Genomic DNA, 19,004 nt, shown 5'->3' with positions numbered 1-19,004 from the left:
GAGGACGCGAGCCGGGACCGGGGCCACTCCGGCGGCGGAACACCGATGGTGCGCCCCTCGGCCGACGTGCACGCGGTCGGGCACTCACGCATCCGGCCTGCGGCGGCGAATCCCCTGAACGCGTGAGAGCCCGGCCGTGTCGACCGGGCTCTCGTCATGGATTCGGGTCAGAGGACTTCGGCGTACATGGTGCCGTCGAGGATGCCGAATTCGACCTGCCCCGGGAACAGGGGCAGGGCGCCGGTGGCGTGCTGGGTGTGGTTGAGCGCGATGGTCTCGGTGGCCCACCGGTGCAACGGCTCGGGTAGACGCAGGACCCGGTGGTCGGTGCAGCGAACATACGGATAGGTGGTCTCGCCGGGCCGGGCGAGCGGGTTGTGGATGTCGAGGGTGGCGATGTCCAGGACCAGGCCGGTGTGCTTGGCGGAGGCGACGGTCGGTGGCTGCAGTTCGATGTCGTCCATGACCGAAGACGGTAGCTCGAAGGATGCCCGAAGCGGGTGATTCCAAGCGAATGTCCCTGCGATTTCACGGGAGGCGGCGGGACGGCGAGGTTCATCTAATGGGGTGAACCCCACCGCTACCACCAGCGATCGCGGCAGGCTTGGGCATACCGATGCCGCGCCGGCTGTCCCGGAGCCACCGGGACTGTGCCGAGCCTAAGCGACGCTGAACGTTCGCGGGGCGTTTCCGGGGAATCGGCGGACGTTGCCGACCGGCCCGGATCCGGTGGCGACCGGTCGGTAACCGGCGTCGGAATGTCCGATTCCCGGTGCTGCGGCTTACTATGCCTGCGGCGTCAAAGAAGCTGTGCGCGTTGCGTATCCGGCACGGCGGTGTGCTATTCGATTTTTCCTTCAGGAGGTTGGAAGACGTGCTCTATGTAGTCATCGCGGCCATTGTCGTCGCGTTGCTGGCCGTGTCGGCCGTGGCGATGGTGTGGGATCCGCGCCGTCGTACGGAGGACGAGTACGACTACGAGTACGGCATGGACGAGGACGGTATCGCGCCGGGCGAATACGCCCGGTCGGGCAGCGTCGAATGGCCGCGCAAAGAGAGTGTCTGACCGGCGGTCAGGGCCACCGGCAGGCGATGACGTAGCTGATGCCCAGCCGAGTTCGGCTGGGCATCAGTTGTTTTCAGCGAACCTCGCGTCGCTCGGCGACGCCGGTCACTCCACCGTGAAGTCGCGCCACGACGCGTGCAGTCCCTGTCCGCGCAGCGATGTGCTGTGTCCGTCTTCGATCGGGTGCAAGGTGATGATGCCGAAACCGATCTGCACCGTCTCGGGCAGCTGCGGCGCGCGGGTGGTGTACACCGGGGCGTCGTCGACGTACCAGCCCGCGGTGCCCGCGGCCCGGTCGATCGTGACGCGGTAGCGGTGGAACTCGCCGGGTTTGATGTCGATCCCCGCCAGCGGCGCGTGCACCACGTGGGTGAACGCTTCTTCCGCGGGGACGACGCCCGGCACGAACAGCCGCTCGTGGATGGCATAGGCGTGCTTGCTGGTCGCGATCACGTCGAAGACCTGGGCGCTGCTCATATCGAGGACGTTGAACGCGGCGAAGCCGTCCCGGTAGTCCTCGCCGGTGGCGCCGATGTTCTCCGCCGCCATCTCCACGGTGAAAGTCCGTGGACCGTCGGTGAGATCGAACGCTTCGGTCGACACCAGCAGATGCTTCGGGTTGTCCAGGATCTGGACGTCGGCGTGGGATCGGGTGAAGGCGTCGATCCGGACCGACACGGCACCATCGCCGACCTCGGTACGGGCGGCCGGGTCGGCGTAGCGCCAGCTCTGGCCGGGCCCGAGCGGGACTTCCAGGTGACGCCACCGGTCCTCGCGGAGGTCCGGTCCGTTCAGGTCGTCGTAAGTCATTGCGGCAATTACCTTTCAGCCGTGTGGTCCGGCGGCGGCATCCGATAGGTCGTCCTCGGTCGCGCGGCGGCGCAGTGCGGTCACGACGCCGTTCGACGACCCGGATTTGTAGCCGACGCCGCCGAGCAGCAGACGTTCCTCGGTCATCCGCGGGCGTATCGCGGGACCCATCGGCCACCAGTCGTCGAGTTCGACCAAGCCGGGCTCGATCAGGTCCAGATCACCGAAGTACGAGGCGATCTGCTCGCGGGTGCGGTACCAGCCGGAGCCCAAGCCCATTTCGGTGAAACGCCGCTGCAGCTCGGCGGCCATCTCGTGCGCCTCGCCGCCGTCGTCGGGATCGTAGAAATGCGTGATCGCGACGTAGGAGCCTGCGGGCAGCGCGTCGATGTACTGACGCATGATCCCGGCCGGATCGAGGTCGTCGTCGACGTGATGCAGGATGCCGCACAGGATCAGCGCCAGCGGCCGGGTGAGATCGAGGTGCCGGGTGACGTCGGAGTGCGACAGCAAGGTCTTCGGCGCGGTGAGATCCGCGGGCACGAAATGCGTGAATTCGTTGCGCTCGAGCAGGACGCGGCCGTGGATGTTGCACACCGGGTCGTTGTCGACGTACACCACGCGCGCCTGGGGATTCTGCTGTTGGGCGATCTCATGGGTATTGCCGACGGTCGGCAGCCCCGCGCCGATGTCGAGGAACTGGTCGATGCCGACGGTCCCGGCCAGATAGCGCACCACGCGGTGCAGCCAGCGGCGATTCATGCGCGCCACATCGCTCTGCCGCGGCGCGACTTCGGCGACTTTGTCGCGCACGTAGCGGTCGACTTCGTAATTGTCCTTGCCACCGAGGGTGGCGTCGTAGACGCGGGCGATGCTCGCGCGTGTCGTGTCCACGCCTACCGGCGCGCGAACACCGGTCCGGGGAGCGTGCTCGGACATGGAGACCTCTCTGTAGTTCCCGTCGCCTGGCTCACCAGCCTAGGGTCCGCCGAATCGGCGGGCAATCCGTGCGGATACGTTCGGCGGGTGCTGATTTCGTGGACCGACGGCGGTCTCGCCGACCACGACCGAGCATACGAACCGGTCGATACTCATCGGCCGATCGCGGTGGTGACCGTTGGGGTTTCATGCCACCGAGGACGCCGGCCGGTTCGTCCCGGGCGCCCTGCTCGGTGATCTGCACGTCGTTCGAAGTCATATCGGGCTCCGTGGTGGGGACGGGTTCAAGTCTTGCGGCCGACGCCGCCGAGGATGAGCCGTTCGTCGGGCCACGGCGTGCGCAGCGCGGGGCCGCCGGGCCACCATTCGTGCAGCTCCACCAATCCCGGTGGAACCATTTCCAGTCCGTCGAAGAACGCCTGGATCTCCGCGCGGGTGCGCCATCGGCCGGTGCCGAGGCCCCCATCGTGCAGTGCCCGCTCGGCCCGCCTGGCCAGTACGTGCAAATGCTCGTTCTCGTCGGCCGGATCGAAGAAGTGGCTGATCATCACATAGGAGCCCGGTGCGAGACGATCGATATACCGCCGCATGATGCCAGCGGGGTCCTGGTCGTCGTCGACGTGGTGCAAAGTGCCGCACTGCATCAGCAACATCGGGCGGGACAGGTCGAGGTAACGGTTGACCGCGATGCTGTCGAACAGATCCGCGGGGCGGGTGAGGTCCGAGTCGAGGAAGTGGGTGCGTTCGTTGGCTTCGAGTACCTCCCGTCCCCGGACGACGCAGGCCGGGTCGTTGTCCACGTAGACCACCGCGACCGCCGCGTCGAGTTCCTGGGCGATCTCGTGGGTGTTCTTCTGCGTGGGCAGTCCGCTGCCCAGGTCGAGGATCTGATCGATGCCCGCCGACCGGGTGACGTACCGGACCACCCGCTCGAGCCAGCGCCGATTCGCGGCGCCGACGTCGTCCTGGTGCGGCACCGCCCGCTTCAGGCGCTGATATACCTGCCGGTCGGATTCGTACCAGTCCGTCCCGCCGAGGGCGTAGTCGTACACGCGCGCGATGCTGGGCACCGCCGGGTCCACACCCGCTAGGCGGGTCGATCCCTCTGCCGACGTCATGGCGCTCCTCCTCCTCGTGGCCACCGTCGGGGGCGACTCTACGCATACCGCCGCGGGCTCGCTCGGATTTGCGGGCAAGATATTGCGTTGGCACTCTTGCGAATACATGTTTGTGCCCCCGGTGTTCCGGGCACGCACTCGCGCCTGGACCGCCGTCCGGGAACGGACTAGTAGGATTTGCAGCCGACGTTCAGACAGCTGTGATGGTGGAGGCACTACGCCCCGCGGTCTAACCCCCGATCGGCCGGAGGCATGCATGAGCAACGACGAGGATGCCGGTGACAACGCGGATTTCCCTGCCGCAGAACGTGGTCCGACCGTCCTCCGGATCGCGTTGGGCAGCCGGTTGCGACAGCTGCGCGAGGGCTGCGGAATCAGCAGGGAGGCCGCGGGCGACGCCATCCGCGGATCGCACGCCAAGATCAGCCGACTGGAACTGGGCCGGACCGGTTTCAAAGAACGTGACCTGCGCGACCTGCTGAGCCTCTACGGCGTTGTCGACCCCGCTGAACGCGAAACGTATCTCGAACTGGCTCGCCGGGCCAACGATCCGGGATGGTGGCAGCACTACAGCGATCTGCTTCCCGCGTGGTTCGAGACCTACATCGGCCTCGAACAGGCCGCCACTACGATCCGCACCTACGAGGCGCAATTCGTGCCCGGGCTGCTGCAAACCGCCGATTACGCGCGCGCGGTGATCCAGCTGGGCAATACCGACGAGACCGAACGTCGCGTCGCCATTCGCATGCGCCGCCAGCAGATCCTCTATCGGGCGGCCGCCCCGACGCTCTGGGCGGTCATCGACGAGGCGGCGCTGCACAGGCCGGTCGGCGGGGTGGAGGTTCTGCTCGAGCAGATCGAACATCTGGTCGGGATGGCCGACCGTCCCAGCATCCGGATACAAGTACTGCCGTACTCGGCGGGCGGGCACTCCGCGGCGGGTGGCCCGTTCAGCATCCTTCGATTCCCGGAACCCGAGCTGGCCGACATCGTCTACACCGAACAGCTCACCAGCTCGTTGTATTTCGACAAGCAGCGCGATGTCGAGCTGTACATGTCGGTCATGAACCGGATCAGCGTGGAGGCGCTGTCTCCGGCCGAGAGCATCGGTTTCCTGCGCGAGTTGCTCGGCGGCATGCGCTCGGGCGAATAGGACGCGATCGGCGCCGCCCCGAGCGGGCCGTACTCGCCGTGCGGCATGCGCGGGGAGTTTGCTCAACGCGTTGACCTGCTCCGCGCACGTTGGTACTGCGCACTTTCGGAGCGGAGCCATCTCGGCCGTTTGAAAACCGGGCGGTCGGATCGATTCAGGGGCGTCGCGGTGAATCGTGCAGCACCCGAATCGAATCCTCGCACCGGGGTATGAATTCTGTTGTTGTCGATCGTAACTCGTCGAAATGATACTTCCGAAAGGTAACAGTTCGGCATCGTCGAATCCTTGCCGATGCTCAAACGTTATCGATTGGCGTCGGTCCACCTTGATCTTCGAGTATTTCGAGACCGGTGGCGCCAATGCACATGCACGCGCGCATGTACGTACCGATGGAAGATCACCGATGCGACGCGGCCGCGGTGATGTGGCAGGATTCCTGTCGAGGTCGGGGTCTGAGGATAGGCTCGGGCAGCGGCTGGTTCGGCCACGGCGACCCCAACGCGAGTTGGGGTCGCCGGCGGAGCCGTTACGAATCGCTCCGACGTCCGGATTGCCGGAAGTTCACGGTGTCAGCACGATTCGGATCGGATCGCCTTCCTTGTTCTCCAACGCCTGTATCGCTTCGCCCGCTTCGGCCGGCGGGAGCACGGCACTCACCGATTCGGCGAAGTCGATGCGATGAGCGCGGCGCAGGCGCACCGGTTCGAGCACACGATCGGGTTCGGAGCCGGAGTGTCCACGTCCACGCAGCTGCTGTCGGCGGAAGCGCCCTGGAGTCGGTACCGGCACCTCCTCCAGGCGAAATCGCTGCCCGTCGGCGGCGCGTGGGAACAGTCGTCCAGCGAGCATCTCCTCAACTCCTTCTACGGCACTGGCCCGTGCGGTCAGGGCGTCCAGGTGATACGGCCGCCTTCGAAATCCTGGGCTTTGCCGTTCTCGAAGTCGTATTCGTCGCTGGTGGGATAGCCGTAGCGTCCGGCTTCGGCCGCCGCGGCCTCCCAGGACTCACGGATCGACCCCCACACGACGTGGGTGCCGCTGCGCGGGGCCGAATAGATGGCTCCGCCGCCGAAGAGGTTGTAGCGGCCGTTGCCCGAGCGGGCGGGGGATTCGTCGGTGATGGGGAACCCCAACGGGCTGCTCTCCCACCCGAAGGCGCCCCACTTGTCGCGGATCGCGCCGCCGATCTGATGCGCGGCGGTGCCGAGGGACCAGTAGATGGACCCGTTCTGGAAGACGCTGTAGCTGCCCGGTTTCGAGGGTGTCGCCGCTTCCCGCGCCACGGGATAGCCGAGCGCTCCGCCTTCGTAACCGAGATTGCCCCATTTGTCGCGGATCGCCCCGCCGACTTGATGGGCTCCGGTGTCCGGGTGCCAGTAGATGGAGGAGCCGCGCTCGAACGCCTGGTAGCGGCCACCGCCGGCGGCGGGCGAGTCGGGCGTGACCGGATCGCCGAAGAACGCGGGCCCACCGGCCTCGTCGTATTCGACCTCGATCGCCCCGCCGACGTCGTAGGGGCCGATCGGGCGTGCCGCCGCATCGGTTCCGATGCCGGTGAGCAGAGTGCCGAGCGCGGCGGCGATGGCGAAAGCGCCGCGGGTGGTCGAGCGGTTCGGGCGACGGTGCCGTGCCAAAGTGAACTCCTGTGCATCTCGGGTGGGTGCGGGATGGAGCTGAAGCTGTGGTCGGCGTAGCGGAGATCAAATTACCTCGCCGCGTCCCGATACGGAGGAATACGAGGTAGTCGACCGGCCTGGTGTCGTGCCGCACGGTAGTTGCCGTGAGCGGCCCATCCAAGTCGCCCGGGGCTCCGAACAAACTGGCGGTGCTACCGTGCCCACGGTCGCGCCTTCTCGGATACGGCGCCGCCGGGGCAGGGTGCCTGCACCTCTGGCCCGGCGGCGTGTCCAGCCCGAACAGGTTTCCGGGCAAGGGGATCCGTTGCCGCAACGCAACGCGCGCGCCGCTTCCGCCGGACACCGTGGCGCTACTCTGCTCGCCGATACCTGCCTGAGCCCGGATCACCGCGGGGCGATGCCGACTGGCGTCCTCGGTTCACCGCGCTGGGCTTCTGCGCACGGCTGCTCGGCCCCTTTTCGCTTGGCGGGTGGGGGATACGGGATCGCAGCGATGCGTTTCGGCCTCACGCGGGGATCGTCGCGCGCCGGGGTAGAGCGATCAGAGCTGTTCCTTGATCTTCGCGGCGAACTCGTAGCCGACCTGCCATTCGCTTCCGGACGGGGCGAGGATGACGCGAGCGGCGCCCGCCTCGGCGTAGGCGGCCATTTGCTCGGCGGCCTGGCCGGGATCGGTCGCCAAGGGGGGCGCCACGATGGTCACTTCGAGCGGTGGGCGGCCGTATTCCTCCGCCAGCGTCGTCAATTCGGCCGCGGCCGCGGCCACCTGAGGCGGCTCGATTCCGATGGCGATCCAGCCTTCGGCGTAGGCCGCGGCGCGCCGTCGCGCCCGTTCTCCGTCGCCCGCGATCAGCACCGGCGGCATGGTTGCACCCGGTGCCAAGGTGACCTCGGTGCCATCCGGGAGTACCGCGGGTCGCCCGGCGACCAGATCGGGCAGGACACGCAACGCCTCGTCCGTGCGACGGCCGCGCCCGGCGAAAGACGCGCCTGCCGCCCGCCATCCGGTATCCCCGTGCGCCGGGTTGCCGGTGCCGACGCCGAGGATCAACCGGTCGCCGGAGACGTACTGGAGCGCGGCGATCTGCTTCGCGGCCCACGCGACCGGCCGCAACGCGAGCAGCAGCACGCCGTAACCGATGCGGACGCGATCGGTGACGGCGGCGGCGGTGGCCAGCACCACGGTGCTGTCCAGGATCGGCGCGCCGGCCACGAGATGATCGGTGGACCACACCGAGTCCAGGCCGATCTGCTCGGCGAGACGAGCGGCGGCGCGCACGTCGCCCAGGATCGGTCGCGCGGGATCGGGCGTCGAGGTGGGCAGGATCGTACCGATTTCCAAGGTCATGGTCACGACGCTACGAAGCCGCGGCACTCGCGCCAATGTTCCGCTCGCTCGAGTCGATATCCCGGACGCTCATCTCGAAGCTGCGGCCGGAAGCAGTGCCTCGACCAGGGCGCGGGACCGGGCGGCCGGACCCATCGCGCCGAACGCCTGTGTCGTGGCGTAGACGCCTTCCATCACCAGCATCAGCTGATCGGCCAGCGCCCGCGGGTCGGCGACCGGCGCGGTCGCCGCGAGTTCACCGACCAGCGTGCCGAACTGTGCCCGCACCCAGCTCTTCATCGCGACGGCGTGTTGGTGGCCGAGCACGTCGCGGTCCGGGAATTCGCCGAGCGCGATGAGAAACGGACAACCGCGACAGGATTCGGGGCGCACCTGCTCGGCCAGCGCCTCGAACAGGGCCAGGATGCGCTCGCGCGGGCCGTCCCCGCTCGCCGCCGTGGTGAACCACTCTCGATAATGGCGGTCCTCGCGCTCCAGGTACGCGGCGACCAGATCGTCCTTGGAACCGAACAGCCGGTACAGGGTGGGCGGCGCGACGTTCGCCTCGGCCGCGACGCGATCCACGCCGGTCGCCCGAATCCCTTGTTCGTAGAACAACTCCCGCGCGACGGCCAGGATGTGCTCCCTGGTCTCCGCGGCGGCTCGACGTTTCGGTTCCACGGGAATAGAGTAGCCGCTGGCAACGATGTTAGGGAACGTTACCTAACGACAATGCGGGAGTGCATCATGACTGATCCGAACGGAAAGACCGCCCTGGTGACCGGCGCCTCGCGGGGGATAGGCCGGGCCATCGCCGAACGGCTGGCCGCCGACGGCGTCGAGGTGGCCGTGCATTACGGCACCAACGAGGAGGCGGCGGAGCAGACGGTGTCGGCGATCCGGCACGCGGGCGGCCGGGCGTTCCCGGTGCGCGCCGAACTGGGTGTCGACGGCGACATCGACCAGCTGTTCGGCGAACTCACCGCGGGGCTCGGCGACCGGCCGTTGGACATCCTGGTGAACAACGCCGCGATCATCGCCTACGAGGCCACCGTCGAGCAGGCCACGCCCGAGGACTTCGACCGGCTGTTCGCGGTCAACGTGCGGGCGCCGCTGTTCATCGTGCAGCGGGCGTTGCCGTTGCTGCGCGACGGCGGGCGCATCGTCAACATCTCCTCCGGCGTCACCTGGTTCGCCACGCCGGAAGTCGTCTACGGGATGACCAAGGGCGCGCTCAACGTGTTCGGCCGCTCGCTGGCCAATACCCTCGGGCCCCGCGGGATCACCGTGAACACGGTCTCGCCCGGCATCACCGACACCGACATGAACTCCTGGCTGCACACCAACGACGGCGCGATCGCGGGCGTCGCGGGCATGACCGCGTTGGAGCGCGTCGGCAGCGGCGCGGACATCGCCGACGCGGTGGCCTTCTTCGCCTCCGAGGACGGGCGCTGGGTCACCGGCCAGACGCTGGAAGTGAACGGCGGCTTGTTCCTGGGGCCGAAAGCGCCGTCCTGGTGATCGCCGGACACGGTTGCGCGCGGGCGTCCGGCGCCCGCGCTTGCGGTTAGGGTGGGCGGATGGTCGAGTCGACGCGAATCGTGCTTGCCTCCCGGCCGGTGGGTGCGCCCACCGCGGAGAATTTCCGGACCGAGACCGCGCAGCTCCCCGCTCCGGCCGAGGGTGAAGTCCTGCTGCGCACCCGGTACCTGTCGCTGGACCCGTACATGCGCGGCCGGATGAGTGCGGCCGAGTCGTATGCCGCGCCGGTGGAGATCGGCGCGGTGATGGTCGGCGCGACCGTGGCCGAAGTACTCGAATCGCGCGACTCATCGATGGCGAAAGGCGATGTGGTGCTGGCCTATTCGGGCTGGCAAACCCACGATGTCGCCCCCGCGCGCGATGTCCGCAGGCTCGACCCGGCGAAGGCTCCGGTCTCGACCGCCCTCGGTGTGCTCGGCATGCCGGGATTCACCGCCTACGCGGGACTGCGCAAGATCGGCAAACCGCAGCCGGGTGAGACGCTCGTGGTCGCCGCGGCCACCGGTCCGGTGGGCTCGGCCGTCGGCCAGATCGCCAAGATCGGTGGCGCCCGCACGGTGGGCATCGCGGGTGGCCCGCGCAAGGTCTCCTACCTGAACGAACTCGGCTTCGACGTCGCGCTCGACCACCGCGCCCCCGATTTCGCCGAGCAGCTGACGGCGGCGGTCCCCGACGGCATCGACGTGTATTTCGAGAACGTCGGCGGTGCGGTGGCCGACGCGGTCTATCCGCTGCTGAACACCTACGCGCGCGTGCCCGTCTGCGGGCTGATCGCCAACTACAACGCGGCAGGAGCGCCGGACGGCCCGGACCGGCTGCCCGCCTACTACGGCCGCATCCTGACCAAGAGCCTCACGGTGCGCGGATTCATCCAGACCGAATTCGTCCGCGAGCTGTACCCGGATTTCCTGCGTGAGATGGGAGAGTGGGTCGCCGAGGGGCGCGTGCGCTACCTCGAGGATGTCGTGACCGGCTTGGCCGCCGCTCCCGAGGCGTTCATCGGGATGCTGGAGGGCCGCAACTTCGGCAAGGTGGTCGTGCGGGTCGCCGACTGATCAGCGTGCCGCCGCGCCGCCGCCGATGCTGAGATAGACCAGCATCAGGATGAACAGGAACCAGCCCGCGCCCTGCCAGATGGGCCAGGTCCGGCCGCGGCGCCACTGCACGTAGGTTTCGACGAACGCGCCGATGCCGCCGATCAGCAGAACCACCGCGGGCCCGAGTACCACGGCGACCTGGGCGGTGCTGTCACACAACAGCCGGTCCGCGTCCGCGCACTCGCGCTGGGCGGCCCACAGCAGGCTCAGCAGGAAGACCAGCGCGGCGGTGGCGAGCACCGAGGCGACGTAGGTCGCCGCGCGGCGGAACCCGCGGGGATCGCGCCAGCGCTTCTCGACGTCGTCGACCATGTCCACCGCCTCACCCGTCCGCGGCCGCCGGATACCTCCGAGGTGATTGCCGCGCGGCGGCGGCTCAAACGCCGCTCAGGGTTTGCGCCCGACGCCCGCCCAGTACCAAGCGGACCGTGCCCCGGCCGGAGCGGCATCCGAGTCCGGCCGCCAGGCGTCGACCGCGACGACGCCCGGCTCGACGAGTGCGGTTCCGGCGAAGAAGGATTCGACCTCGTCGCGGCTGCGCGGGCGGAAGGCGATGCCGGCCTGCTCGGCGGCGGCCGCCGCGCGCGCCATGGCCCGCCGGTCGAAATCACCGGTGGAATGGGTGAGCACCAGATAGCTGCCGGACGGCGCCGCCTCCAGCAGCCGGCCGACGATACCGTGCGGATCGTCGCTGTCGCGGAAGAACATCATGATCGCGACCAGCAAGATCGCGATGGGCCGGTCCGGGTCGAAGGTATCGGCCAGGACGGGCGCGTCCAGGACGGCGCTCGGATCGCGCAGATCGGCGTCGAGGAATTCGATCCTGCCCTGCGGTGTGCTCGCCATCAGGGCCCGGGCGTGGGCGAGCACGAGCGGGTCGTTGTCGACGTAGACCACGCGTGCGGCCGGATCGATCCGCTGGGCCACCTCGTGCGTGTTGCCCGCGGTGGGCAGGCCGGCGCCGATGTCGAGGAATTGATCGATGCCGGCCTCGCCGGCCAGGTGGCGCACCGCGCGGCCGAGGAACGCGCGATTGGCGCGGGCCATGTCGCGGATGGCCGGGATGTGCATGGCGATCGTGTCGCCGAGGGCGCGATCGGCGGGGTAGTTGTCCTTGCCGCCGAGCCAGTAGTCGTAGACCCGCGCCTCGTGGGCGAGGCTGGTAACGAGCTTGGGCGACGACCCGGCGCGCACCCGCGCGTGACCGTTCGTCATGCGACTCCTTTCCCGGGCGACGCCGGACCGTGCCCGGCGCGGCACCGCTGCCGCCTCCCGAACGACGACCTCGCGCTATCGATTACGCGTCAACAATAGGGTGGCGCACCTGCGGCAGGTGATTTTTCGACCGGATCGTCCTATTTTCGCGAACCTAGGCGGCGGCGAACCTGGCCGCGATCTCCTGTGCGGTGACCTTCGCGAGCTCGACGAAGAACGGCACGCGTGCGGGGATCATCAGCGTCGTCGGCCCGCGCAGGCCGAGTGCGAACCGGCAGTGGCCCGCGGGATCGAGGATGGGCAGGCCGATGGTGCGGAAGCCGGGATCGAGTTCCTCGTCGTTGTAGGCGTATCCGCGCTCCCGCGCGGTGGTCAGTTCGGCGCGCAGCTCGCCGGGCCCGGACACCGAGCGCTCGGTTCCCTCGTCGTAGGGAAGTTCGCGCAACTGCTCGTCGGTGGTTTCCGACCAGGCGAGCAGGGCCTTGCCGAGGGCGCTGGCGTGCAGAGGTAGCCGTACGCCCTGTAGTTCGTGCCCGTCGGTCTCCCGCCACCGGCTGGTGCCGAGTAGCACGGCGTGGATTCCGTGGCGGGTGGCGACCGAGCAACTGGCTCCGGTGGTGCCCGCGAGCTGTTCGAGATACGGCTCGGCGAGATAGATCCGGTGCTGGCGGTAGGCGATCTGCCCCCACTCCGCGAGGGCGCCGCCCATGCGATACCGGCTGGATTCGGTGTTCTTCTCCAGGAAGCCCGCCTGCACGAGCGTGGCCAGCAGCCGGTGCGTGGTGCTGACCGCGAGACCCTGCTGCCGCGCCACTTCCGAGACGCCGCGCTCCCGGCCGTCGCGGAAGCAGTCCAGGACCGAGAGGGCGCGGGCGACGGTCTGCACGCCGGAGGGTTCCACGGATCCGACGGTAACACAACACTGTGGGTGAGAAGGTTTGTCCTTTCCGATATTTGGAAAGCTACCGCGATGATGACGCAGACTACGTCGCGATCGCTCCGCCAGAAGTCGACTCGCAGCAGTTCGGAGCGGAAAAGGGGAGAGAGTTCGATATGTCAAGCTTTCCGATCCTCGGAAAGCATTACCTCGTGACCCGGCGCCGCCGTCCCTACTCTGCGAGGGCATTGATCGACAATTCGGACAAGGAGTCCTCACGATGTGGCGGCAAGCCCTCATGCGCATCGCGCTCGCGATCGTTCCCCTCGTCGCACTCGTCGCCGCGTGTGGTTCGGACACCGGCGGCGACACCGGCGCAGGCGCCTCCTTCGTGCTCAAAGTCGCCGACCCGGGGAACTCCGGCCCGCTGGCGGTCGGCAAGCGCGACGGCACCTTCGACGCGGCGCTGGCGCCGCTGGGCGCGAAGATCGAGTGGGTCACCATCACCCCCGGCTTCAGCTCCAACCTGAAATTGTTCAACACCAAGGAACTCGACGTTTCCGGTGCGGCGTTCAGCCCGGTCGTCGGCGCGCTGTCCAAGGATGTCGGCGTGCGGATCGTCGCCGTGCAGGATCCGGCGGGCAAGGACCAGAGCGGCATCATCGTGACTCCGGAGTCGGGCGTGCGTTCGGTCGCCGACCTGGTCGGCAAGCGCGTCGCGGTTAATCCCGCGGCCAAGGGCGAATACATCCTGCTCAAGGCGCTCGCGCAGGCGGGCGTCCCGGCCGACAAGGTGACGCGGGTGCCCTTGCAGCAGAAGGACGCCGCCTCGGCGTTCGCGACCGGCAAGGTGGACGGCTGGGCGTCGTTCCTGGTGCCCTACCAGGAGGCCAAGGCCAACGGCGGGGTCGAGATCGCTACGGAGAAGAGTATCGGCTCCAACGACAACACGGTCGTCGTGTTCCGCACCGAGGTGCTCGATCAGCGCCCGGACGTGGCGGCGAGGTATCTCGACGTCCTGCAGGATCTCACGGCGAAGCAGCGGGCCAACCCGGCCGAATTCGAGAACGTCTTCGAGAAGACCGGCCCGCGCGCGCTGTCGGGCGCGCGGCTGACCGACGCCTACCGGGTGGGCGGTGAGGCCACGGCGCCGCACCTGCCGAACGAGGCGGACGCCACCGCCTTGGCCGACGTGGTGAACACCTTCTTCGGCAACGGCGTGATCACCCGCAGGATCACCGCCGCCGACATCTTCTACGACCTGAAGTCCAAGCTGACGCCCGAGCAGTTGGCCGCGATCCAGGCGGGCAGCTGAGATGGCGGTGATCGCCGCGGCGGGGCTGGTGCCCACCGCGCTCGCCCCGCCCCGTAGCCGCGCGGGAAAGCGCAGGCCCACATGGCTTTCGGTGCCGTTGCGGTTCCTTCTCCCCGGGCTGATCGTCGGCGGCTGGTGGGTGGGCTCCGCGACCGGAGCGCTCTCCGAGCGCGTGCTCGCGGGCCCGCCCGCGGTGTGGACGGCCTTCACCGAGTTGCTCGGCACCGGACAGCTGCTCGACTTCGCGCTGGCATCGTTCGTGCGCGCCGCCTTCGGTGTCGGCATCGGCGTGGCCATCGGGCTGACGCTCGGCCTGGTGTCGGGGCTGTCGAGTCTCGGTGAGGAGCTGGTCGATTCGACGATGCAGATTCTGCGCGCGGTGCCGTTCCTCGCGCTGGTGCCGCTGTTCATCGCCTGGTTCGGCATCGATGAGCTGTACAAGGTGCTGCTCATCGCCGTCGCGACGGTGGCCCCGATGTACGCCTACACCTACCTCGGGGTGCGCAACGTCGATCGCAAGATGGTCGAGGCGGCACGGAGTTTCGGGCTGACCGGCTCGCGGCTGGTGCTCGAGGTCGTTCTGCCCTCGGCCCTGCCCGGCGTGCTGATGGCGCTGCGGGTCTGCCTGTCGATCAGCATCACCGGTCTCATCGCGGCCGAGCAGGTCGGCACCAGGGAAGGCGTGGGCTACCTGGTCACCCTGGCGCAGGAGTACAACCGCACGGACTACATGGTGCTGTGCGTTGTGCTGTACGCGCTGCTCGGCTTGATCTTCGACGGGCTGGTGCGGTTGGCGGAGCGCTTCGCGATGCCCTGGCGCGCACAGGTGGCGATCCGATGACCGCCGTCACCGAACCGGGAGCCGAGGTGACCACCGCGCCCGCGGTGGCCGAACCGGTCGCCGTTTCGATCACCGGCCTGCGCAAGTCGTTCGGCGACAAGACCGTGCTCGACGGCGTCGACCTGACCATCCGGCGCGGCGAGTTCGTCGTCCTGCTCGGGCCCAGCGGCACCGGCAAGACCACGCTGCTGCGCCTGCTCACCGGACTCGAAGCGCCCGACGCGGGGGAGGTGCTCGTCCCCGGACGGCGCACCACCGTCTACCAGGAGCCGCGGCTGATCCCCTCGAAACGGGTGCTGGCGAACGTCATCGTCGGGCAGCGCCGTTCCCGGGGCAACCGCGAAGCCGGGCTGCGCGCCCTGGCCGAGGTCAACCTCGACGGCAAGGCCAGGCAGTGGCCCGCCACTCTCTCCGGTGGCGAGGCGCAGCGCGCGGCGCTGGCCCGTGCGCTCGTGCGCGACCCCGAACTGCTGCTGCTCGACGAGCCTTTCGCGGCGCTGGACGCGCTGACCCGCCTGCAGATGCAGGACCTGGTCGGCGACCTGGTCGCCCGGCACCGGCCCGCGGTGCTCATGGTGACCCACGACGTCGACGAGGCGATCCGCCTGGCCGACCGCGTGCTGATCCTGGACAAGGGCCGCTTCGCCGTGGACGTCGGCATCGACGTGGCCCGCCCGCGCGACCGCGCCGACCCCGAAATCTTGCGTTATCAATCCCTTTTCCTCAGTCAGCTCGGCGTGGGTCGCACCCCGCCCGCTCCAAGGAGTGCCTCATGACCGACACCCTCTGGTACACCCGCTGCCCGGTGCCCACCGCGAGCGGGCTCGCGCACAGCCTCGGCTGGCTCGGAGACGCCGCGGCGCGAGCCGGGCTGGAGTTCGGCGTCCTCCAGGACGCGGGTCCGGAGCTGGCCGGGCACCACTTCCTGCACGACCTGTCCGGGCTGATCCGGGAGGGCGGCAATGTTCCGGCCTTGGCGGCGCGCGCCCAGGGCTCGCCGACCCGCTTGATCGGATTGACCTGGATCGACGAGGCGCAAGCCATTCTGGTCGGGCCGGAGTCCACCGTCGGCGGCGCCGCCGAGCTGGCCGGTCTGCGCGTCGGCATCCCGGCGTGGGCGCAGGACCAGGCGCGCAGCTTCCCCCGAGCGATGGCCCTGCACGGTTTCGCGAACGCCCTGCGGCTCGGCGGCCACACCCTCGCCGACGTGCGCCTCGTCGAGATCGGGGTGGAGCGCAACCCGCAGGTGCGCACGGAGATCCAGGCGAATCGCCGGGTGGTCACCTGGGGTGTGGCGGAGTTGCTGCGCGGCGAGGTGGACGCCATCTACGTCAAGGGCGCTCGCGCCCAGGAAGTCGCGCGCGAACACGGCCTGCGCGTCGCGGTGGACCTGGACGCCACCGAGGCGAAACGCTTCCGGGTGAACAACGGGACGCCACGCCCGATCACCGTGCACTCGGACCTGCTGGAAGCGCGTCCGGAAGTGGTCGTGGAATTCCTCGCGCAGAGCCTGCGTGCGGCCGACTGGGCCGCGGGCAACCTGCCAGGGGTCCGGGATGTGCTCCAGCGGGAAACACTGTCCGGCCCGGAGGGCGTCGTCGCGGCGTACGGCGCGAACTTCCACCGCGGCCTGCACCCCTCGCTCTCGGACGAACGGATCGAGCTGATCGGCGTGCAGAAGCAGTTCCTCTACGCGCACGGTTTCCTCGCCGCCGACTTCGACCTGGACTCCTGGGTCGCCTACGAGCCGCTGTCCCGGGCCCAGGAACTCGTCGCATCCGGGAAGGTCCCCGCATGACCGAGTTCCTGTGGCGCTTGCCCTCCCGGGGCGACGGTCGCCACACCCGTCCCGAACAGCGCAATCGCGGCGGATTCGGCGGCCCCGCGCCGGTGACGCCCGCGACCGACCTGCGCCCGGGACGCTTCGGTCCGTTCGACGACCTCGCGCAGATCATCGATGCCGCCGAACTTGCCGGGCTGGACGGGGTACTCGCGCCCTACGACCCCGCCGGCGAGGAATCGTGGATCGTGGCGGGCGGCGCGCTGCGCGGCACCCGGTACTCCCGCGTGGTGGTCGAATTCCAGCCCGCGTTCGGCACTCCGGTTTACGCGGCGAAGATCTCGGCCACCCTGCAACGCATTTCGGGCGGCCGACTGGCCTGGCAGCTGGCCGTGGACACCGATCCCGCCGACGCGCGGGCACGCGGCGATCGCGTCACCGGAGACGACCGCTACGCCAGGGCCGCGGAGTTCCTCACCGTCGCACGCGGCGTCTGGAACGAGACCGCGGTTCCCTCGGCGGGCTTCGCGGGCACCGGGTTCCACTACGCCGGAACGCATTACGACGTGATCGACGGCGGCTTCCGCGGCATCCTGTCGGGACTGCCGTTCCCGACGGTCTACCTGACCGGCGATTGCGCCGCCGCGCTCGAGCTGTCGGCCGAGCACGGGGACGTGCACGTCTTCACCGAGACCGAGGCGGGTGTCGGCACCGCGATCGCCGCCTTGCGCGAGCGCGCGACGGCGGCGGGACGCACGGTGCGCGCCGGGCTGGAGCTGCCGGTCATCGCGCGGGAAACCGAGGACGAGGCATGGGCTCGCGCCGAACGTCTGTGGCGCGAGGTGCACCCGGACGGGCCGGACGCACGGGAACACGATCTCGGCGACGGCCGCTGGGCGGGGTTCGCCGGCCTCGGATACTCCGCGACCATCGGACTCGTCGGCAGTTACACGCAGGTCGCGCACCGTCTGTCGTCCTACACCGAGGCAGGCGTCGACAGCGTGGTGCTCGCCGGGCACCCGCACATCGAGGAACTGCATCGCGCGGGCGAGCACCTGTTGTTCCTCGCCGACCCGGTCGGCCGCACGCTGACCGAGCAGGAGGCAACCGCATGACCATCGACATCTACTGGCGCATCGGCATGGAGGGCGATCACGCGTCGCTGCGCACGCCGCGCCGCTACAACCGCGGCCACGCCAACGGTTACGGGCCGGGCAATATCGCACCCGCCATCCGCGGCGGCGAACTCGACGGCTACGGCTACATCGACCATATGGCGGCGGTGGCGAAGGCTTCCGAATCGGCCGGATTCCTCGGCGGCCTGCTGCCCTCGTTCCCGGTGACCGACGACCCGTGGGCGGTCGCGGCGGCACTGGCCGCGGAAACCACCACCTACCGTTTCATGGTCGCCTTCCAGCCCGGCTTCCTGCACCCGGTGCAGGCTGCGCGGATGTCGGCGAGCTTGCAGCGCGCGACCGGTGGCAGGCTCGTCTACAACATCATCAGCGGGGGCGGCGGGCCCGCCCAGCTGTGGTGGGGCGACAAGGTCTCGCACGACGATCGCTACGCCCGCACCAGCGAGTTCCTCGACGTGCTGCGTGGCGTGTGGGACGGCGATCCCTACGACCACGAGGGCCGGTTCTTCCGGACCGAGGGCGCCGCCCTCGCGCCGGGCATCGCCGGACAGCCGTTTCCCGAGGTGTACTTCTCCGGATCCTCGGCCGCGGCGGTGCGGGCCGCGGGCACGCATGCCGACTACTACCTGTCCTGGCTGGAGCCGTTCGCCGATCTGCGCGCCAAGTTCGACGGCGTGCGCGCGCACGCCGGAACTATCGGACGCACACCGAAATTCGCCGTCCGCATCGACATCCTGGCCAGGCACACCGAGGAGGCGGCCTGGGCGGAGATCGAGAAGGGCTGGGCTTTCGTCGACCGCGGTGCGGCCGAGCGGGCCGCCAAGGGCGACTCGGTCGGCGCCGCCCGCATCCAGGGCTGGGTGCCGGAGACCATCACCGGATACCGCGACCTGGAAGTGCAGCCCAACGTCTGGTGCGGATTCAGCCTGATCCGCGGCGGTCCGGCATTCGGCCTGGTCGGCAGCTACGAGCAGGTGGCGCAGCGGCTCGACGAGCTGATCGCTCTCGGCGTCGACGCGTTCATCCTCGCGGGCAATCCCCACCTGGAGGAGGCCTATCGCGTCGGCGAAGAGGTGCTCCCACTGCTCGGCCGATCCCGGCTCACCGCGTCCGCCGGCGCGGCCTCCCTTTCCCCCGCCCGATGATTCAGG

General features: G+C 69.1%; 21 protein-coding genes. 10 read left to right on the top strand and 11 right to left on the bottom strand.

Annotation, left to right across the window (positions count from 1 at the left end; translation table 11 throughout):
- Nucleotides 1–167 precede the first annotated feature (167 nt).
- Nucleotides 168–464 carry a hypothetical protein gene (locus ACZ6DL_RS22850; protein WP_062971377.1) on the bottom strand — a complete coding sequence of 99 codons (297 nt, stop codon included), beginning with the start codon at nt 462–464 and terminating at the stop codon, nt 168–170.
- A 410-nt stretch (nt 465–874) separates the two neighbouring features.
- Between ACZ6DL_RS22850 and ACZ6DL_RS22845 the strand changes: the two genes are divergently transcribed.
- Complete coding sequence (locus ACZ6DL_RS22845; protein ID WP_396985021.1) at nt 875–1,066, top strand: hypothetical protein; 192 nt, start codon at nt 875–877, stop codon at nt 1,064–1,066.
- A 105-nt stretch (nt 1,067–1,171) separates the two neighbouring features.
- Here the strand turns inward: ACZ6DL_RS22845 and ACZ6DL_RS22840 are convergent, their stop codons facing one another.
- The 3 genes from ACZ6DL_RS22840 to ACZ6DL_RS22830 form a co-directional block, all read right to left on the bottom strand.
- The gene (locus ACZ6DL_RS22840; RefSeq protein WP_466053965.1) at nt 1,172–1,876 is read right to left on the bottom strand and encodes a DUF6081 family protein; all 705 of its coding nucleotides are present in this window, start codon (nt 1,874–1,876) and stop codon (nt 1,172–1,174) included.
- 15 nt (nt 1,877–1,891) lie between these two features.
- On the bottom strand, nt 1,892–2,815 hold the full coding sequence (locus tag ACZ6DL_RS22835) for an SAM-dependent methyltransferase (protein ID WP_466053963.1): 924 nt from the start codon (nt 2,813–2,815) through the stop codon (nt 1,892–1,894).
- A 284-nt stretch (nt 2,816–3,099) separates the two neighbouring features.
- Nucleotides 3,100–3,933 (bottom strand): SAM-dependent methyltransferase, encoded by an 834-nt coding sequence (locus ACZ6DL_RS22830; RefSeq protein ID WP_466053961.1) that lies wholly within the window; start codon nt 3,931–3,933, stop codon nt 3,100–3,102.
- A 256-nt stretch (nt 3,934–4,189) separates the two neighbouring features.
- Between ACZ6DL_RS22830 and ACZ6DL_RS22825 the strand changes: the two genes are divergently transcribed.
- Nucleotides 4,190–5,086: a helix-turn-helix domain-containing protein gene (locus ACZ6DL_RS22825; protein WP_357117833.1), complete on the top strand. Its 897-nt coding sequence runs from the start codon at nt 4,190–4,192 to the stop codon at nt 5,084–5,086.
- 561 nt (nt 5,087–5,647) lie between these two features.
- Here the strand turns inward: ACZ6DL_RS22825 and ACZ6DL_RS22820 are convergent.
- From ACZ6DL_RS22820 to ACZ6DL_RS22805, 4 genes are all read right to left on the bottom strand, one after another.
- Nucleotides 5,648–5,935 (bottom strand): hypothetical protein, encoded by a 288-nt coding sequence (locus ACZ6DL_RS22820; protein WP_466053959.1) that lies wholly within the window; start codon nt 5,933–5,935, stop codon nt 5,648–5,650.
- Nucleotides 5,936–5,970: 35 nt separating this feature from the next.
- On the bottom strand, nt 5,971–6,720 hold the full coding sequence (locus tag ACZ6DL_RS22815) for an LGFP repeat-containing protein (protein WP_357039218.1): 750 nt from the start codon (nt 6,718–6,720) through the stop codon (nt 5,971–5,973).
- 544 nt (nt 6,721–7,264) lie between these two features.
- Complete coding sequence (locus tag ACZ6DL_RS22810) at nt 7,265–8,071, bottom strand: LLM class flavin-dependent oxidoreductase (RefSeq protein WP_466053958.1); 807 nt, start codon at nt 8,069–8,071, stop codon at nt 7,265–7,267.
- A gap of 69 nt (nt 8,072–8,140) precedes the next feature.
- Nucleotides 8,141–8,731 carry a TetR/AcrR family transcriptional regulator gene (locus ACZ6DL_RS22805; RefSeq protein ID WP_466053957.1) on the bottom strand — a complete coding sequence of 197 codons (591 nt, stop codon included), beginning with the start codon at nt 8,729–8,731 and terminating at the stop codon, nt 8,141–8,143.
- A 66-nt stretch (nt 8,732–8,797) separates the two neighbouring features.
- On the opposite strand from ACZ6DL_RS22805, the gene ACZ6DL_RS22800 reads away from it, so the two are divergent.
- Complete coding sequence (locus tag ACZ6DL_RS22800; protein WP_466053956.1) at nt 8,798–9,571, top strand: SDR family oxidoreductase; 774 nt, start codon at nt 8,798–8,800, stop codon at nt 9,569–9,571.
- A 59-nt stretch (nt 9,572–9,630) separates the two neighbouring features.
- Complete coding sequence (locus ACZ6DL_RS22795) at nt 9,631–10,647, top strand: NADP-dependent oxidoreductase (RefSeq protein WP_466053955.1); 1,017 nt, start codon at nt 9,631–9,633, stop codon at nt 10,645–10,647.
- Here ACZ6DL_RS22795 and ACZ6DL_RS22790 read toward each other — a convergent pair whose 3' ends face one another.
- From ACZ6DL_RS22790 to ACZ6DL_RS22780, 3 genes are all read right to left on the bottom strand, one after another.
- Nucleotides 10,648–11,001 (bottom strand): hypothetical protein, encoded by a 354-nt coding sequence (locus ACZ6DL_RS22790; protein ID WP_391468457.1) that lies wholly within the window; start codon nt 10,999–11,001, stop codon nt 10,648–10,650. It abuts the gene before it with no gap.
- A 75-nt stretch (nt 11,002–11,076) separates the two neighbouring features.
- Nucleotides 11,077–11,904: an SAM-dependent methyltransferase gene (locus ACZ6DL_RS22785; protein ID WP_466053954.1), complete on the bottom strand. Its 828-nt coding sequence runs from the start codon at nt 11,902–11,904 to the stop codon at nt 11,077–11,079.
- 154 nt (nt 11,905–12,058) lie between these two features.
- Nucleotides 12,059–12,805: an IclR family transcriptional regulator gene (locus ACZ6DL_RS22780; RefSeq protein WP_466053952.1), complete on the bottom strand. Its 747-nt coding sequence runs from the start codon at nt 12,803–12,805 to the stop codon at nt 12,059–12,061.
- Nucleotides 12,806–13,061: 256 nt separating this feature from the next.
- Here ACZ6DL_RS22780 and ACZ6DL_RS22775 point away from each other — a divergent pair, with 256 nt between their 5' ends.
- From ACZ6DL_RS22775 to ACZ6DL_RS22750, 6 genes are read left to right on the top strand one after another with little or no spacing between them, the layout of a single operon-like run.
- The gene (locus ACZ6DL_RS22775; RefSeq protein WP_466053950.1) at nt 13,062–14,096 is read left to right on the top strand and encodes an NrtA/SsuA/CpmA family ABC transporter substrate-binding protein; all 1,035 of its coding nucleotides are present in this window, start codon (nt 13,062–13,064) and stop codon (nt 14,094–14,096) included.
- A gap of 1 nt (nt 14,097) precedes the next feature.
- Nucleotides 14,098–14,937: an ABC transporter permease gene (locus tag ACZ6DL_RS22770; protein WP_466053948.1), complete on the top strand. Its 840-nt coding sequence runs from the start codon at nt 14,098–14,100 to the stop codon at nt 14,935–14,937.
- Entirely contained in the window at nt 14,934–15,713 is a 780-nt protein-coding gene (locus ACZ6DL_RS22765; RefSeq protein ID WP_466053946.1) for an ABC transporter ATP-binding protein, read from the top strand. Before ACZ6DL_RS22770 ends, ACZ6DL_RS22765 begins: the two co-directional genes overlap by 4 nt.
- Nucleotides 15,710–16,735 carry an ABC transporter substrate-binding protein gene (locus ACZ6DL_RS22760; protein ID WP_466053944.1) on the top strand — a complete coding sequence of 342 codons (1,026 nt, stop codon included), beginning with the start codon at nt 15,710–15,712 and terminating at the stop codon, nt 16,733–16,735. Before ACZ6DL_RS22765 ends, ACZ6DL_RS22760 begins: the two co-directional genes overlap by 4 nt.
- Nucleotides 16,732–17,832, top strand: a complete 1,101-nt coding sequence (locus ACZ6DL_RS22755; protein ID WP_466053942.1) for an LLM class flavin-dependent oxidoreductase — start codon at nt 16,732–16,734, stop codon at nt 17,830–17,832. Before ACZ6DL_RS22760 ends, ACZ6DL_RS22755 begins: the two co-directional genes overlap by 4 nt.
- On the top strand, nt 17,829–18,998 hold the full coding sequence (locus tag ACZ6DL_RS22750) for an LLM class flavin-dependent oxidoreductase (RefSeq protein ID WP_396985055.1): 1,170 nt from the start codon (nt 17,829–17,831) through the stop codon (nt 18,996–18,998). Before ACZ6DL_RS22755 ends, ACZ6DL_RS22750 begins: the two co-directional genes overlap by 4 nt.
- Nucleotides 18,999–19,004: the final 6 nt, after the last annotated feature.

The sequence above is a fragment of the Nocardia sp. NPDC041819 genome (genome assembly GCF_055590505.1).
This window is presented reverse-complemented; position numbering and strand designations above follow the sequence as displayed.